The organism is Microbacterium sp. SORGH_AS_0454 (assembly GCF_031453395.1).
GTDB lineage: Bacteria > Actinomycetota > Actinomycetes > Actinomycetales > Microbacteriaceae > Microbacterium.
The window spans coordinates 2,292,505-2,307,428 of the sequence record NZ_JAVIYS010000001.1 but is presented as its reverse complement, the minus strand read 5'-3'; the positions used below and the strand labels follow the sequence as shown (position 1 = coordinate 2,307,428).

At 70.5% G+C, this 14,924-nt stretch carries 16 protein-coding genes; 7 read left to right on the top strand and 9 right to left on the bottom strand.

From position 1 onward, the window contains the following. Window positions 1-21 precede the first annotated feature (21 nt). Complete coding sequence (locus tag QE454_RS10940) at window positions 22-528, top strand: hypothetical protein (protein ID WP_307455463.1); 507 nt, start codon at window positions 22-24, stop codon at window positions 526-528. 98 nt (window positions 529-626) lie between these two features. Continuing rightward, window positions 627-1,397, top strand: a complete 771-nt coding sequence (locus QE454_RS10935) for a MerR family transcriptional regulator (protein WP_307461095.1) — start codon at window positions 627-629, stop codon at window positions 1,395-1,397. 9 nt (window positions 1,398-1,406) lie between these two features. Here QE454_RS10935 and pth read toward each other — a convergent pair whose 3' ends face one another. Together pth and QE454_RS10925 are read right to left on the bottom strand one after the other, a co-directional pair. After that, window positions 1,407-1,991 carry an aminoacyl-tRNA hydrolase gene (pth, locus tag QE454_RS10930; protein ID WP_307455465.1) on the bottom strand — a complete coding sequence of 195 codons (585 nt, stop codon included), beginning with the start codon at window positions 1,989-1,991 and terminating at the stop codon, window positions 1,407-1,409. Window positions 1,992-2,120: 129 nt separating this feature from the next. Beyond that, window positions 2,121-2,759, bottom strand: a complete 639-nt coding sequence (locus QE454_RS10925; protein ID WP_210074105.1) for a 50S ribosomal protein L25/general stress protein Ctc — start codon at window positions 2,757-2,759, stop codon at window positions 2,121-2,123. A gap of 296 nt (window positions 2,760-3,055) precedes the next feature. Here QE454_RS10925 and QE454_RS10920 point away from each other — a divergent pair, with 296 nt between their 5' ends. Beyond that, window positions 3,056-3,181 (top strand): hypothetical protein, encoded by a 126-nt coding sequence (locus QE454_RS10920; protein WP_307317569.1) that lies wholly within the window; start codon window positions 3,056-3,058, stop codon window positions 3,179-3,181. A 133-nt stretch (window positions 3,182-3,314) separates the two neighbouring features. Here the strand turns inward: QE454_RS10920 and QE454_RS10915 are convergent, their stop codons facing one another. The 6 genes from QE454_RS10915 to QE454_RS10890 form a co-directional block, all read right to left on the bottom strand. Then, window positions 3,315-4,352: a zinc-binding dehydrogenase gene (locus tag QE454_RS10915; protein WP_307455467.1), complete on the bottom strand. Its 1,038-nt coding sequence runs from the start codon at window positions 4,350-4,352 to the stop codon at window positions 3,315-3,317. An 8-nt stretch (window positions 4,353-4,360) separates the two neighbouring features. Next, complete coding sequence (locus QE454_RS10910) at window positions 4,361-5,098, bottom strand: fumarylacetoacetate hydrolase family protein (RefSeq protein WP_307455469.1); 738 nt, start codon at window positions 5,096-5,098, stop codon at window positions 4,361-4,363. Continuing rightward, entirely contained in the window at window positions 5,098-5,865 is a 768-nt protein-coding gene (locus tag QE454_RS10905) for an SDR family oxidoreductase (protein WP_307455471.1), read from the bottom strand. The genes QE454_RS10910 and QE454_RS10905 overlap by 1 nt, the downstream gene beginning before the upstream one ends. Further along, entirely contained in the window at window positions 5,862-7,277 is a 1,416-nt protein-coding gene (locus tag QE454_RS10900; RefSeq protein ID WP_307317572.1) for an MFS transporter, read from the bottom strand. Before QE454_RS10900 ends, QE454_RS10905 begins: the two co-directional genes overlap by 4 nt. 154 nt (window positions 7,278-7,431) lie before the next feature. Then, on the bottom strand, window positions 7,432-8,226 hold the full coding sequence (locus QE454_RS10895; RefSeq protein WP_307455473.1) for an IclR family transcriptional regulator: 795 nt from the start codon (window positions 8,224-8,226) through the stop codon (window positions 7,432-7,434). Between the two features lie 24 nt (window positions 8,227-8,250). Continuing rightward, on the bottom strand, window positions 8,251-9,306 hold the full coding sequence (locus QE454_RS10890; protein ID WP_267789326.1) for a D-2-hydroxyacid dehydrogenase: 1,056 nt from the start codon (window positions 9,304-9,306) through the stop codon (window positions 8,251-8,253). Between the two features lie 114 nt (window positions 9,307-9,420). Here QE454_RS10890 and QE454_RS10885 point away from each other — a divergent pair, with 114 nt between their 5' ends. Further along, window positions 9,421-10,335: an NAD(P)-dependent oxidoreductase gene (locus QE454_RS10885; protein WP_210074094.1), complete on the top strand. Its 915-nt coding sequence runs from the start codon at window positions 9,421-9,423 to the stop codon at window positions 10,333-10,335. Between the two features lie 83 nt (window positions 10,336-10,418). Here QE454_RS10885 and QE454_RS10880 read toward each other — a convergent pair whose 3' ends face one another. Beyond that, window positions 10,419-11,129 (bottom strand): FadR/GntR family transcriptional regulator, encoded by a 711-nt coding sequence (locus tag QE454_RS10880; RefSeq protein ID WP_210074092.1) that lies wholly within the window; start codon window positions 11,127-11,129, stop codon window positions 10,419-10,421. A gap of 141 nt (window positions 11,130-11,270) precedes the next feature. Between QE454_RS10880 and QE454_RS10875 the strand changes: the two genes are divergently transcribed. The 3 genes from QE454_RS10875 to gndA all read left to right on the top strand — a co-directional run bounded on the left by QE454_RS10875 (window position 11,271) and on the right by gndA (window position 14,891). Continuing rightward, entirely contained in the window at window positions 11,271-12,674 is a 1,404-nt protein-coding gene (locus tag QE454_RS10875) for a GntP family permease (RefSeq protein WP_307455477.1), read from the top strand. A 20-nt stretch (window positions 12,675-12,694) separates the two neighbouring features. Beyond that, window positions 12,695-13,210 (top strand): gluconokinase, encoded by a 516-nt coding sequence (locus QE454_RS10870; RefSeq protein WP_307455478.1) that lies wholly within the window; start codon window positions 12,695-12,697, stop codon window positions 13,208-13,210. A gap of 85 nt (window positions 13,211-13,295) precedes the next feature. Then, window positions 13,296-14,891, top strand: a complete 1,596-nt coding sequence (gene gndA / locus QE454_RS10865) for an NADP-dependent phosphogluconate dehydrogenase (RefSeq protein ID WP_210074086.1) — start codon at window positions 13,296-13,298, stop codon at window positions 14,889-14,891. Window positions 14,892-14,924 lie beyond the last annotated feature (33 nt).

The window sequence follows — 14,924 nt, the reverse complement described above, 5'->3', positions numbered from 1 at the left end:
CGAAGACCAGAGGAGCACTCCGTGAGCACGACACCGCCGCCCCCCGAGCCCTACCAGCAGCCCGTCGCGCGCAACGACGCCTACCGCGCCACCCCCGCAGGAGTGCCCGCCCCCGCGTCTCCTGCCTACGTCCCCCCGGCATCTGCGAACCCCAAGGGCGGAAACAAGCTCGGGCTCGGCGCTTTCGTCGCCTCGCTGGTCGGCGTGGTCGGCGGCTCGATCATCGCTCTCATCGCCGGCATGCAGAGCGCGGCCCTCGCGCCCTACGCCGACGCCGGTCAGCGGGTCGACCCGAACGCCCTCCCACCGGAGGTCCAGCAGGCTGCCGCGCTCTTCGGCATCCTGACCGTCGTCGCCTTCGCCGTGTACGCCGTTCTCGGCCTATGGGGCTTCGTCCAGGGCATCGTCGCGGCGATCAAGAGTCGCGGTCGTGGGTGGGGCATCGGCGCAGTCGTACTGTCTGTGCTCGGCGGCATCGTGGTCGGAATCGCCCTGGCCGCAGGCGCGGCGATCGGCGTCTCGACATGAGCTGACCCTCGGTGTGAACGGCCCCGGTTGCTCCCGACCGGGGCCGCTCGCCGTCTCGGTGTTGCCCCTGACACCGTGGCAGGGTGTGGACTGTCGTCATGGTCTCGATCGGTGAACTCGCTCGGCAAACGGGTACGACGCCACGCATGCTGCGCCACTGGGAAGCCACCGGCCTTCTGCCTCCCGCAGACGTCGATCCGGCAACCGGACGCCGCTCCTACGACCCCGCGCAGGAAGGACGCGTGCTGACCATCGTCGCCCTCCGTGCCAACGGCTTCGGACTCGACGAGATCCGCGTCCTGCTCGACTCACGGACGGACCACGCGAAGCTGCGCGCAGTCCTCGATGCGAGGCGATCGACGCTTTCCGCCAGCATCGCCCGCGACAACGCCGCCCTGCGCCGTCTGGACAGCAGGATCGCCTCGCTCGACCGCGGGCACCACGACATCGCGACGACGCTGACGCTGCAAGCGCTCCCCCCGCTCACGGGCCCGGGCCTGCGGACGTCCGTGGCGCACGAGTCGGAGATTCCCGCGGCGGTGCGCGCGGTGCTCGATCGGATGGCCGCACCGGCAGGGGCGGAGGTCGCCCTCGTCTACGACGGGACGACGGACCCCCGGGTGATCGCCGTGACCGCCGTCTGCGAGGCGGCCCGAACAGACGTGGTCACGATCCCGGGAGCGCCCCGCGCGGCGAGCGTTCGACTCGCACAACGGCCCGTCGACCTCGGGGACACCTGGGCCGCTCTCGACGCCGCGCTCCTCCCGCTAGGACTCGCGGCGACAGGACCGTATCGTCACATTCTTCACCCGGAGGGGACGGCCACCACGCTCGCGACCCCGACCACACCGGTCACCGGCTCGGTATGAGCCCTTCGCTCAGGCGCGCGGAGCGTGGAAGCGCTGCTGCGCGGCGACGAGGCCCTCGTCGGTCAACAGTTCCACGGCATCCGCGGCATCCGAGACCAGGATGGGCAGGGTCTGACGCTCGGCGGCACTGAAGGGGTCGAGCACCCAGTCCGCGGGATCTTGCCGGCCGACCGGTCGACCGATTCCGACCCGCACCCGGGGGAAGTCGGGCGTGCCGAGCGCTTTCGCGATGTCACGGACGCCGTTGTGACCACCGTGACCGCCGCCGGTCTTGAGCTTGATGGTGTCGTAGGGGATATCGAGTTCGTCGTGCACGACGACGATCCGCTCGGGACCGATGTCGTAGAACCGGGCGAGGCCGGCGGCCGGGCCGCCGGAGACGTTCATGAAACTGTTGGGCTTGGCCAGCACGAGCTTCGCCGCTCCCGGCCGCAGCCAGGTCTCGACCACTCGCGCGTTGGCCTTGTGCGCGCGGAACGCTTCGCGGCGACGGGCGGCGAGTTCATCGATGACCATCTGACCGATGTTGTGCCTCGTCGCCTCGTAGCGCGGGCCGGGGTTGCCGAGACCCACGATGAGCCAGGTGTCTGCCATGGCATCCATCCTTCCGGGTCCGGGTGGGGACCATACGCGACGACGCGGTGCGCCGCGCGGGGAAACGAACGAGGGGACGCGAATCCGCGCCCCCTCGTCGTCGTCGGACCGGTGAACGGCCCTCGGGAATTACTTGTCGTCGCCCTGTTCGGCCGTCTCGGCCTCTTCGGACTGCTCCCCGGCGACCTCGGCATCGGCCTCGGCGATCTCTTCGTCGGCGGCGATCGTGTCGAGCGGGATCGAGACACCCACGATGAGGGTCTCGGGCTCGGTGACGAGGGTCGCGCCCTGGGGCAGCTTCAGGTCGGCGGCGGTGATCTGGGTGCCGTCCTCGGCGCCCTCGACATCGACCTCGACGTTCTGCGGGATGTGAGTGGCCTCGACCTCGAGCGAGACCGACGTGGCGTCGAGCATGGCGATGGTGCCAGAGAAGGGCTCGCCGGTGATGACGACGGGAACGTCGACCTGGACCTTCTCGCCCTTGTTCACCACGATGAGGTCGATGTGCTCGATGATCTGGCGCACGGGGTCCTTCTGGACATCCTTGACGAGGACGAGCTGGCTCTTGCCCGCGATGTCGAGGTCGAGCAGCGCGTTGGCGCGACGGATCAGCAGCGCGGTCTGGTGACCGGGCAGCGCGACGTGCTGGGGCTCGGTGCCGTGACCGTAGATGACGGCGGGGATCTTGCCCGCGGCGCGGAGGCGACGGGCGAAGCCCTTGCCGAAGTTCTCGCGCAGTTCTACGACGACCTTGTTGTCTTCCGACATGATGTTCTCCTCGCGGGCTCGTGTCCCGCAGCTTGTGAGCGGACAAGGTCCGCACCTGTGTGGTCTGGATTCGACTCGAACGCGAGCGCGTGAGGAAAGCCGGGAGCCTGCATCACTGCGTCGATCACGGATGCCCAGCGCGCCGTACGGCGTACGAGGTGGCATCCCTCGCCGAAGTTCCCCGGAAGTCTACCAGCGCGCGGGGCCGCACCACGACCCCGCCGCCGGGGCGCGCGCAGGACCGCCCGCGGAGCGACGGTAGGATCGAACGGCCACAACCCACCCGGAGGATCATCATGGACAGCGGCTTCTTCTCTCACGTCGTGCTCTGGGTCATCGGCGGCATCGCCGCATTCGGCCTGCTCGGCACCGTCGGCGCCCTGTTCTCGATGGGCCGCACCACGAACTACAAGAAGCACTGACGCCCGGAACCGCAGCTTGCCCCCGGCGGAGCCGCTCCGCGGTCGCCGGGCCGTGCCGACCCTTATGCGGACCGGTTCGTGAGGACGAGCTCGATCGCCGTCACCCCCGCCTCCGGGGAGCGTGACGGGTCGTTCAGTTGTTTCCGCCGAACGAGAGCACGACCTTCGACGATCGCGAAGCGTCCGCCGCCGTCGCGAAGGCGTCGAGGGCGTGAGCGACGGGCGCCACGTGCGTCACGATGCCTTCCACGGCGAGTGACCCGTCGGCAAGCGCCGCCAGCACCTCGCCGAACTCGCCGGCGAAACGGAACGACCCGGTCAGCGTCAGCTCCCGTGTGATCGCCGTCGCGAGCGGCGCCGCTACCGCGCCCGCCGCCTGAAGCCCGAGCAGAACGACCGTCCCGCCGCGCCGCGCCGCCGCGACCGCCGCAGCGAGTCCGGGGACGGTGCCGCTCGACTCGATCACGACGTCGGCGTGCAGGGCCTCGATCGCCGCCGCGTCGCGCGCGTCGAGGGTACGTGCCCCACGTGCCGCTGCCAGACGGCGCGGAAGCTCGTGCAGATCAGTGGCGACGACCTCGCCGGCACCGTGGTGGCGAGCCGCGGCCACGGCGAGCAGGCCGATGGGACCCGACCCGATGACCGCGACGCGTCGGCCCGCGACCGTTCCGGCGCGTTCGACGGCGTGCCACGCGACCGCCGCGGGCTCCGCAAGCACGGCCGTGGCGAGATCGAGCCCCGCCGGCAGAGGGAAGAGCATGCGCGTGGGGAGCGCGACACGCTCGGCGAACCCGCCCTGCGTGTGCGGGAGGTGCATGGCCGAGCCCAGGTAGGTCGAGGCCGGCGCGAGGTTCGGGCGCTCCCGCGGCCACGGCGTCGCACCGTCGTCGCGGGGAGTCAGCGGGTGCACGGCCACCGGCGTGCCCTCGGCGGGCCCGCTTCCGTCGGCGGCGGCGCGCACCACCACCCCCGACAGCTCATGGCCCAGGACGAGCGGCTCCCGCAGGATCGATGCTCCCGCAGCCCCGTGTCGCCAGTAGTGCAGGTCGGAGCCGCAGACGCCCCCGAATGAGACGGCGACGACGGCCTCATCGGCATCCGGGGTCGGCTCACCGATGTCGTCGATGCGGAGGTCGTCGGCGGCGTGGGCCACCACGGCGAGATTGGTCACGGTTCTCCTCAGAAGGTTGCGGTGCGAAGGCGCACATCGGCGACGACGACGTCGACCCGCGCACCCGGGTGGATCGGTGCGGCGGAGAACGGTGCCCCCATCATGATGACGTCGCCCGGGCCGAGGACGTTCCACCCGGCGACGTAGGCCAGACAGTCCCTCAGCGAGACCGGCAGACGCGCGGCGGAGGTCTGCCGGACCGGCTCGTCGTCGACGATGAGCTCCAGAGCCAGATCGGCATCGAGCGAGAACCCGGTGTCGATCCACGGCCCGAGCGGTGTGTAGCCCGCGCCCGCCTTGGACTCGAAGTTGCGCGGATCGAGGACCGACCGGTCGGGGCTCGACAGGTCGTTGACGGCGGTCATGCCGAGCACGTACTCGTGGGCGTTCGCCGCCGTCAGCCCGGTGGTGTCGCGACCGATGACGACGGCGATCTCGGCTTCGGCGACCGTGGTGCCCGCGTCGCGCCGGAGCGCCACCGACGCGTCCGACCCGGTGACGGTGCGGGGACTCTTCAGCCATGCCTGCACGGGAGCGGCATGATCGGGGCCATTCTGCGCGATGCCGACGACCACGATCGGCTCGCACGGAGCCAACAGACGTCCCGCGACCGGGTCGCCCTCGTCGGCGGGGCGGCGGCCGTCCGCGAACGCCGCGTACGGATCAGTGATCGGGATCCACGACCCGTCGTCGGCGAGACGGACCGTGCGCACCCCGGCGGGGGTCTCGACGCGAGCGATGCGCATCAGACCACCGCCGTCATGCCGCCGTCGACGAAGATCGTCTGGCCGTTGACGAAGTCGCTCGCCGAGCTCGAGAGGAACACCAGCGCCCCCACCAGGTCGCCGGTGTTCCCCCACCGCCCCGCGGGCGTGCGCGAGCGCACCCACGCGGAGAACTTCTCGTCGTCGACGAGTGCCCGGGTCAGCTCCGTGGCGAAGTACCCGGGTGCGATGGCGTTGGCCTGGATGCCGTGCGGCGCGAGATCGGCGCACAGGCCTTTCGTGAGCATCGCGATCGCTCCCTTCGTCGCGCCGTACGCCGCGATGGAAGGGCGGGCCAGCTGCGACTGGACGCTGCCGATCTGCACGAGCTTGCCCGATCCGCGCGAGATCATGCCGCCGGCCACACGTCGTGAGACGTAGAACGCGCTCGAGAGGTTCGTGCGCACCAGGTCGTCCCAGTCGGTGTCGGCGAACTCCGCGATCGGCGCGCGCCGCTGGATGCCGGCGTTGTTCACGACGATGTCGGGCACGCCGTAGCGATGCTCGATGAGAGAGACGCCCTCGTCGACAGCGGCGGACTCCCCCACATCGAAGGTCACCGCGTGAGCGGCCACCCCGGTCGACGCGGAGATCTCCTCCGCCGCGCGTCCGGCGGTCTCGGCATCCCGTCCGTGCACGAGCGTCGTGGCCCCCGCCTCGGCGAGGCCCTGCGCGAGGGCCCGGCCGATGCCGCGGCTGGAACCGGTGACCAGGGCCAGCCGCCCGGTCAGGTCGAACGCGGCCGTCATCGGATCGTCCGCACGGTGACGGTCGTGGCGTCCACGCCCTCGCCGGCCTCTTCGCGAGACACCTTGATCGCGTCGTCGGTGCGCGTGAGGTCGCGGCGCAGCGTCTCGGGGACGAGGAAGGTGGACGCCGTGGTGATCAGGGCGAGAGTGGCCATGTAGATCGCCAGCAGCAGCCAGTTCGCGCCGCTGACGGCGATGATGTAGGCGCCCAGCACACCCGCGAGGCCGCCGGCGAGCACCGCCGAGATCTCTCGCGCCATCGCGACGCCGAGGTAACGGTGGCGGTTGCCGAACAGCTCGGGAAGCATCGCGCACTGGGGTCCGAGCATGGAGTTGACGGCGACGCCGATACCGATCGCGACGACGGCGATCGTGATCGGGTAGCTCCCGAGCGAGATCAGCCACCAAGCGGGGAAGGTGAACAGCAGCATGAACACCGCGCCCGCGCGGTACACCGTGCGACGACCCATCCGGTCGGACAGGGCGCCCGTCAGCGGCACCGAGAAGATGCCGATCAGCGAACCGAGGGTGACCCCCCAGGTGAGGAGGCTGCGGTCGGCCTGTCCCCCCACCGACGCGACGAAGAAGGTCAGCGCGAGGGTGTTGAACATGTAGGAGCCGCCGTTCTCGGCCATGCGGAGCCCGATACCGACGATGACTCCGGGCAGACCCCGCGTGAAGATGTCGCGCACGGGCCGCTCGGCAATCTGCTCGCTCTTCTCGAGCTCGATGAAGGTCGGCGTCTCGCGCAGGCGCATGCGGATGAACAGCGCGAGGAGGATCAGCACGAACGAGGCGAGGAATGGCACGCGCCAGCCCCAGCTGAGCAGCTGGTCTTCGGGCAGCAGCGAGATGAGGCTGAACACGACGGCCGCGAGCAGCGTTCCGGCCTGGATGCCGATGAAGGGCAGGGCCGAGAAGAATCCGCGGCGCTTGACGGGGGCGTATTCGGCCATGAGGACCGTGGCCCCCGCCTGCTCGGCGCCGGCGCCGAAGCCCTGCAGCAGTCGCATGACCACGAGCAGGATCGGAGCGAGGATGCCGACGGCCTCGTACGTGGGCAGGAGGCCGATGGCGGTGGATGCCCCGCCCATCAGCACGATCGTGATGACGAGGACCCACTTACGGCCGAGCTTGTCGCCGAGCACGCCGAAGAAGAGCCCGCCGAAGGGACGTGCCAGGAAGCCGACGCCGTAGGTCGCGAAAGCGGCGACCGTGGCCAGGGCCGGGTTGTCTTGCGAGAAGAACAGGACGTTGAAGATCAGCGCCGTCGACAGCCCGTAGAGCGCGAAGTCGAAGTACTCGAGCGCGCTGCCGATGCTGGAGGCGAGCGTCGCCCTCCGCAGATTGGCGGCGTACTCGGGGTCGTCCTGCGGCACGGGCGGTGCGGTGGGTGCAGTGGTCACGGCCATCTCCTTTGATCGGCTGGGGTCTCCCGACACCGGGACTGTATCAACCCTCTGAACTGAGTTCAATATGTTGAACACAATTCGTTGAGCCCGTTTCCACTCCATCGATCAGGAGGCGCGACGAATACCCCTCCGCGGAGGGGCGAGATCAGCGCACTCAGGGGCGCGGTGCCGCGCTGAACGGATTCGTCAGCGCCGACGCGGCCCCGCGCAGCGCCTCTCCGACGCGCGTGATGCGCTCGGGCGTGGCATCCAGAACGGGGATGCCGACACCCAGGGCCAACTGCGGATCGCCCGGCGCCCACCCCTCGAGGGGCACGGCCACCCCGACGATTCCGCGGAACGACTCCTCCTCGTCGATGGCCCATCCGCGCTCGCGAGCGACCGCCAGCTTCACGAGAATGCCCTCGACATCGACCGTGCTGTGCGCCGTCAGCGCGGGCAGCGGACCTCGACGCGCGAGCAGATTCCGCACGGTAGCGTCGTCGCGCGTCATGAGCAGCGCGCGCCCCGTCGCCGACAGGGCGGCGGGAAGTCGAGATCCTAGGGGCGTGCCCAGACGCACCGAGCGCGAGCCCTCGTACCGGGCGAGGTAGAGCGAGTCGGCGTCATCGAGCACCGCCACCTGCACGAGCTCGCGCACCAGCACGGGCGACGACTCGCAGACGGCGTAGAACTCGCGCACCTGGTTGAACTGCGCCGCGAAAGCTCCGCCAAGCTCGGCGGTGCGGATGCCGAGGCGATAGCCGAGCGGGACGCGTTCGATCATGCGCTCCGCCTCGAGCGAGAGGCACAGGTTGGCGGTCGACGACTTCGCCAGCCCCAGCCCCGATGCCAGCTCGGTCAGGGTGAGCGCACGCTCGGCCTCGGCCAGAAGCCCGAGCAGGCGAATACTGCGTCCCACCGCCGGGGCGGGATCCCGTGCGAGCCGGCCGTCGTCGTCGTCGGTCATGCCGGCTCCCCTCGATGGTCTCGATCAGTAGAACTCGACCGTATCGACAACCGCGCGCAACGGCTGTCCATCGATCAGGCGCGTGGCGTTCTCGGCGAAGCGACGGGCGATCCTCTCCTCTTCCCTGCTGCTCAGCGCGGCCGTGTGCGGGCTCACGAGAACGCGAGGGTGCCCCCACAGCGGCGAGTCGACGGGCAGCGGCTCGACCTCGAACACGTCGAGCGCCGCGAAACCGACCCGGCCATCGTCGAGGGCCGCGAGCAGAGCGCTCTCGTCGATCACGCTGCCGCGCCCGACGCTGGCGAGGACGACCCCCGGACGGACGGCGGCGAACATGTCCGCGCCGATGAGGTGGTGCGTCTGATCGGTCCCGGGGAGCGTCACGACGATGGCATCCACCTGCCCGACGGCCTCGGCGAGATCGTCGAGCGGTACGAGGCGGTCGACCCCCTCGACGGGCGCGCCCGAGCGGGTCGTGCCCCACACCTCGGCGCCCAGAGCGTGGAAGCGGCGAGCGCATTCGGCGCCGATGCCGCCGAGCCCCACGACGAGCACGGTCATCTCGTCGATCTGGCGCATCTCCCAGCGATCGGACCAGACGCGCGCATCCTGGTCTGCCCGCAGGCGCGGCAGGCCCTTGGCCCCCGCGAGCACTCCGAACACCGCGAACTCCGCGAGCGGTCCGCCGTGCACGCCCGCACTCGTGGTGAACACGACGCGCTCGAGGGCCGTGTCGTCGAGGGCTGCCGCCTTCACCTGCCCGCCGCCACCGGCGGCCGTCGTCATGACCCACCGCAGCCCCGGGTTGGCCGCGACCGTGCGCGAGAGCGCGGCCGGCTCGACGTCGGGAATGCCGAAGAGCGCCTCGGCCGAGTCGATCATCGCCTCGAAGGCGCGCTGCTCGGCGTCGGTGCGCACGTGGGCCGGGTCACCCGACCAGTCGGCGGGGCCGCGCATGGGGCGCGTGAGAGCGGCATCGCGCACCAGCTCGAGACGCGGCTCCAGCCGCTCGATGAGCCGGCAGTGCTCCTCCGCCAGCGGAACGGCGACCACCGCGCGTAGGCTCTTGTGCGTCGACATCTTCGTCCATCCCTTCGCCGCGATCGCGGGCACCGCGAGCCGCTCGACCCCTCGGTATACGTTCACCATAGTGAACCCTGTTCAACCTGTTGTCCAGTCGATAGGATGCCGTGCATGACACCTCTCGACGACGAGACCACCCCCGCCACCGTCCGACTCGGGGTATGGGGCCTCGGGGCAATGGGGGCACCGATGGCGCACCACCTGCTCGCCGCCCGCGGCTCCCTGACCGTCCACGCGCGTCGGCGACGCCCGGCGCTCATCGAGGCCGGCGCGCAGTGGGCCGAGACGGCCCGTGAGCTCGCTGTCCACACCGACGCCGTGCTCGTGATGCTGCCCGACCTTCCGCAGCTCGAGGAGCACCTCGACGGGCCCGACGGGCTGCTGGCAGGCATCGGCGACCGCGATTTTCTCGTCATGATCGGCTCGACCTCGTCGCCCGTGGGCGTGCGGGAGCTGTCGGACCGCCTCCCCGACGGCATCCGGGTGGTCGACTGCCCCGTCTCTGGCGGCGAGGACGGCGCGAAAGCCGGGCGACTGTCCATCATGCTCGGCGGCTCCCCCGTCGACACCGACCGGGCCGCCGCACTTCTGGCTCCGTGCGGAACGCCCGTGCGCCTCGGCCCCCTCGGCGCCGGGCAGGTGGCGAAAGCCTGCAACCAACTCGTCGTCGCCTCGACGATCCTCGCGCTCGGGGAGGCGACCGAGCTCGCCGCGCGTTCCGGCGTCGACCCCGCGACCTTGTGGGAGCTTCTGGGTGGCGGGTACGCCGGATCACGCCTGCTCGAGAGCCGTCGCGAGCGCCTCGTCACGGGCGACGACTCCCCCAGTGGCATCGCGGAGTACATGGTGAAGGACCTGCGCTTCGCGGCCGACATCGCCGCGTCCACCGACACGCGGCCCGCGCTGCTGCCGGCCCTGCGAGCCGCCTTCGACGAGATCGTCGAGCGGGGCCTGGGCGGCCGCGACATCGCCGTCACCCGCCGCTTCACGGCGGAGCGCAGCTCTGCCCCCACCCACACGGACTGACATCGGCGAGCGCCGGAGCGACCGCGAGCGACGAGCTCACCACGACACACTCGTCCCCGGCGCGCAACGGATCCGCCGAGGCCTTACTCCGCGCTCACCGCGGAGGCCATCGCATCCCCCGCCTCGCGCACGATGAGGTGCATCGCCTGCACGGCGTCGTCGGCGCGACCGGCCGCGACGGCGAAGGCCACGTCTTGGTGCCACCGCACGGCGTGCGGGTTGGCGTCGTGCGGCATGAGCTCGTGTCGCGTCCGCCCCACCAGCACCGATTCGACGACCGCACCGAGGGCGGCGAACATCGTGTTTCCGGATGCCGCGAGCACCGTGCGATGGAAGCGGATGTCGGCCGCGAGGTACTCGGCACCGTCCGCGTCGTGCTCGGTGCGCGCCATCTCCATCACCGAGGCCACCAGCACCTGGCGCTGCTCGTCGGTGGCGTGGGTCGCCGCGGCACGCGCAGCGAGCGGTTCGATCGCACCGCGGAGCTCGCTGAGCTCGCGTAACTGGGCGCGCCGGCCCGGACCGGCGAGGCGCCAGGCGATGATCTCGGGCGCGTAGACGTTCCACTGCGTCGACGGAAGCACCTCGACACCCGTCTTTCGACGCACCCGCACGAGCCCGAGCGACTGCAGAACGCGCACGGCCTCACGGCCCGCTCCGCGCGACGATCCGGGCGAGAGCTCCGCCGTGATCAGGCGCGAGCCGGCGCCCAGCTCCCCGTCGACGATCGCCGATCCCAGGCGGTCGACGAGGGCGTCGTGCAGCGTCGACACGGCGGGACGGTCCAACGTCATTTCTCGATGATGACAGACGCGATGCGTTCCGACGGACGCATTCGTCGTGCACAACTCCGCATCCTGTGGTTTTATGTACGACAAATACCCACTGCACCAACACCCACGGCATCGCTGCCGCTCGCCGGATCAAGGACGCTCATGGCCCTCTCCCCCCACCCCTCCACGCTGGTGCTCACCGCCGCGGAGTCCACGACCACCGCCCCCGCCGGGCAGTTGATCACCGCCGCCCTCATCGGCATCGCCCTCATCGTGGTGCTCATCACGTGGGGCAAGCTGCACCCCTTCCTCGCCCTGACCATCGGCGGGTTCACGACGGGCGTCATCGCCGGCATGCCCATCGCCACCTCGGTGACCAGCTTCACCGGCGGCTTCGGCTCGACCATGGGCGGCGTCGGCATCCTCATCGCCCTCGGTGCGATCTTCGGCAAGCTGCTCGCCGACTCGGGCGGTGCCGACCGCATCGTCGACACCCTCGTCGCCCGCGCGACCCCGCGCTCACTCCCCTGGGTCATGGGGTTGATCGGAGCGATCATCGGCCTGCCGATGTTCTTCGAGGTCGGTCTCGTACTGCTGGTCCCCGTCATCATCCTCGTGGCCCGACGCTCGGGCGTCTCGCTGATGAAGATCGCCATCCCGACCCTCGCGGGCCTCTCCGCGATGCACGGCCTCGTGCCCCCGCACCCGGGGCCGCTCGCCGCCATCGACGCACTGGACGCCAACCTCGGCCTGACCCTCGCGTTCGGCGTGATCGTCGCGATCCCCGCGGTCATCGTCGCCGGCCCGTTGTTCGCCCCGATCGCCGCCCGCTGGGCCCCCGTTCCCGTGCCCGAGCTGTTCGTCTCGGCCGAGGAGAAGGGCGAAGAGCCCGCTCGGCGCCCGTCGTTCGCGGCGACGCTCGCGAGCATCCTCCTGCCCGTGTTCCTCATGCTGCTGAAGGCCGTCGCCGACATCGTCGCGCCCGGCTCGACCGCCCCGTGGAAGGTGGTCATCGACTTCCTCGGCCTGCCGATCATCGCGCTGCTGCTGGCCGTGCTCGTCGGCTTCGTCGTGCTCGGCCGGGGCGCCGGCTTCGACCGCGCCAAGCTGACGAGCGTCGTCGGCTCCTCTCTCGGGCCCATCGCCGGCATCCTCCTCATCGTCGGCGCGGGCGGCGGGTTCAAGCAGGTGCTCGTCGACACCGGCATCGGCAAAGTGATCGCCGATCTCGTCGCGGGCTCCAGTGTCTCCGTGCTGCTGCTGGCCTGGCTGGTCGCCGTGGTCATCCGCGTCGCGACCGGATCGGCCACCGTCGCCACGATCACCGCCGCCGGCATCCTGCAGCCGCTCACCGAGACGCTCGACGCCCCCATGACGGCGTTGCTGGTGCTCGCGATCGGCGCGGGCTCGGTGTTCCTGAGCCACGTGAACGATGCCGGCTTCTGGCTCATCAAGGAGTACTTCGGCTTGAACATCCCGCAGACACTGAAAACATGGAGCGTGCTGGAGTGCGTGATCTCGGTCATGGGCCTGGCCGGCGTTCTCGCGATCAGCGTGTTCGTCTGATGGGAGAGGAAGAGAGAATCATGACGTCCCACCCCGTCCTCGTCTTCATGGGTCCCGCCGGCACCGGCAAGTCCACCGTCGCCGGCATGCTCGCCGGTCGCCTCGGCTGGGACTTCCAGGAGGGCGACGACCTGCACCCCGCGGAGAACGTCGCCAAGATGGCATCCGGTCACGCCCTCGACGACGATGACCGATGGCCGTGGCTCGATCGCGTCGCCGGCTGGATCGACGGCCAGATCGCCGCCGGACGCCCCGGCGTCATCACGTGCTCGGCCCTCAAGCGCACCTACCGCGACGTACTGCGCCGCGACGATGTGACCTTCGTCCTGCTGATGGGCGACCCGAAGCTCGTGCTCGAACGCCTGCTGCGTCGACAGGGCCACTACATGCCGCCGTCGCTGCTGACCTCGCAGTTCGAGACCCTGGAGATCCCGGATGCCGATGAGCGCGCGATCCGCATCGACCTCGACCTCACTCCCCAGGAGCAGGTGCGAGAGGTCGTCGAGCGTCTCCAGCTCACGCACACCCCGTCCTGAAACACGCGCGGGCCGAGCCGATAAAGTGGCGGAGGCGGCCCACGTGAGCCTGCCCACACCCCTCGCACCTGAAGACGGAGCACCCATGACGTCCCACGCCTCCCCGACCGGCCCCTCGACCGACCAGGACCAGTCCCCGCATCAGGCCGCACAGGTGCACGAGGGTGCGCCCGGCATCGAAGAGGTGGACCGTCCCACCGCCGACGCCGACTCACGCCCCCAGGGCGAGGGCGACGGCCGCGCCAACATCGGCGTCGTCGGCTTGGCCGTGATGGGCTCGAACCTCGCCCGCAACCTCGCCAGCCGCGAGGGCAACACGGTCGCCATCTTCAACCGCAGCAAGGACAAGACCGAGCACGTTCTCGAGCAGCACCCCGAGGCCAACTTCGTCGCCTCGTTCTCGTACGAGGACTTCGCCGCGTCGCTGGCGAAGCCGCGCACCGCGATCATCATGGTCAAGGCCGGCCGCCCCACCGACTTCGTCATCGACGAGCTGGTGAAGGTCTTCGAACCGGGCGACATCATCGTCGACGGCGGCAACGCGCTGTTCACCGACACCATTCGCCGTGAGAAGGCCGTGCGCGACACCGGCATCAACTTCGTCGGAATGGGCGTCTCGGGCGGCGAAGAGGGTGCCCTGCGCGGCCCCTCGATCATGCCCGGTGGTTCCGACGAGGCATGGGCCACGCTGGGCCCGATCCTGAAGTCGATCGCCGCGGTCGCCGAGGGCGAGCCCTGCGTGACGCACGTCGGCCACGATGGCGCCGGTCACTTCGTGAAGATGGTGCACAACGGCATCGAGTACGCCGACATGCAGCTGATCGCCGAGGCCTACGACCTCATCCGCCGCGCCACGGGCAAGAGCCCGGCCGAGATCGCGGACGTGTTCGCCGAGTGGAACCGCGGCGAGCTGGAGTCGTACCTCATCGAGATCACCGCCGAGGTGCTGCGCCAGACCGACGCCGACACGGGCAAGCCCCTCGTTGATGTCATCCTCGACCAGGCCGGCGCCAAGGGCACCGGCGCGTGGACCGTGCAGACGGCCCTCGACCTGGGCGTCCCCGTCTCGGGCATCGCCGAGGCCACGTTCGCCCGGTCGCTGTCGAGCCACCCCGAGCAGCGCGAGGTCTCGCGCGAGCTCCCCGGCCCCTCGGGCACCGACGTGCTCTCGGGCGAAGATGCCGACGCCTTCATCGAGCAGGTGCGCCTCGCGCTCTACGCCTCGAAGATCGTCGCCTACTCGCAGGGCTTCGACGAGATCCGCGCCGGTGCCGCCCAGTACGACTGGAACATCGACCTGGGCGCGGTGTCGAAGATCTGGCGCGGCGGATGCATCATCCGTGCGCAGTTCCTCAACCGCATCGCCGAGGCCTACGACGCCGAGGCCGAGCTGCCCGTGCTGCTGACCGCCCCGTACTTCGTCGAGGCCCTCGGCCGGGCGCAGGACGCATGGCGCCACATCGTGTCGCTGTCGGCGGCGAGCGGCATCCCCGCGCCCGCGTTCAGCTCGTCGCTGGCGTACTACGACGGTCTGCGTGCCGAGCGCCTGCCCGCCGCCCTGATCCAGGGCCAGCGCGACTTCTTCGGTGCGCACACCTACCGTCGCATCGACAAGGAGGGCACCTTCCACACCCTGTGGTCGGGCGACCGCACCGAGATCGAAGCCGAAGACACCCACTGAGAGCTGTCTTGACGAGGCGGCGGCGAGCATGGC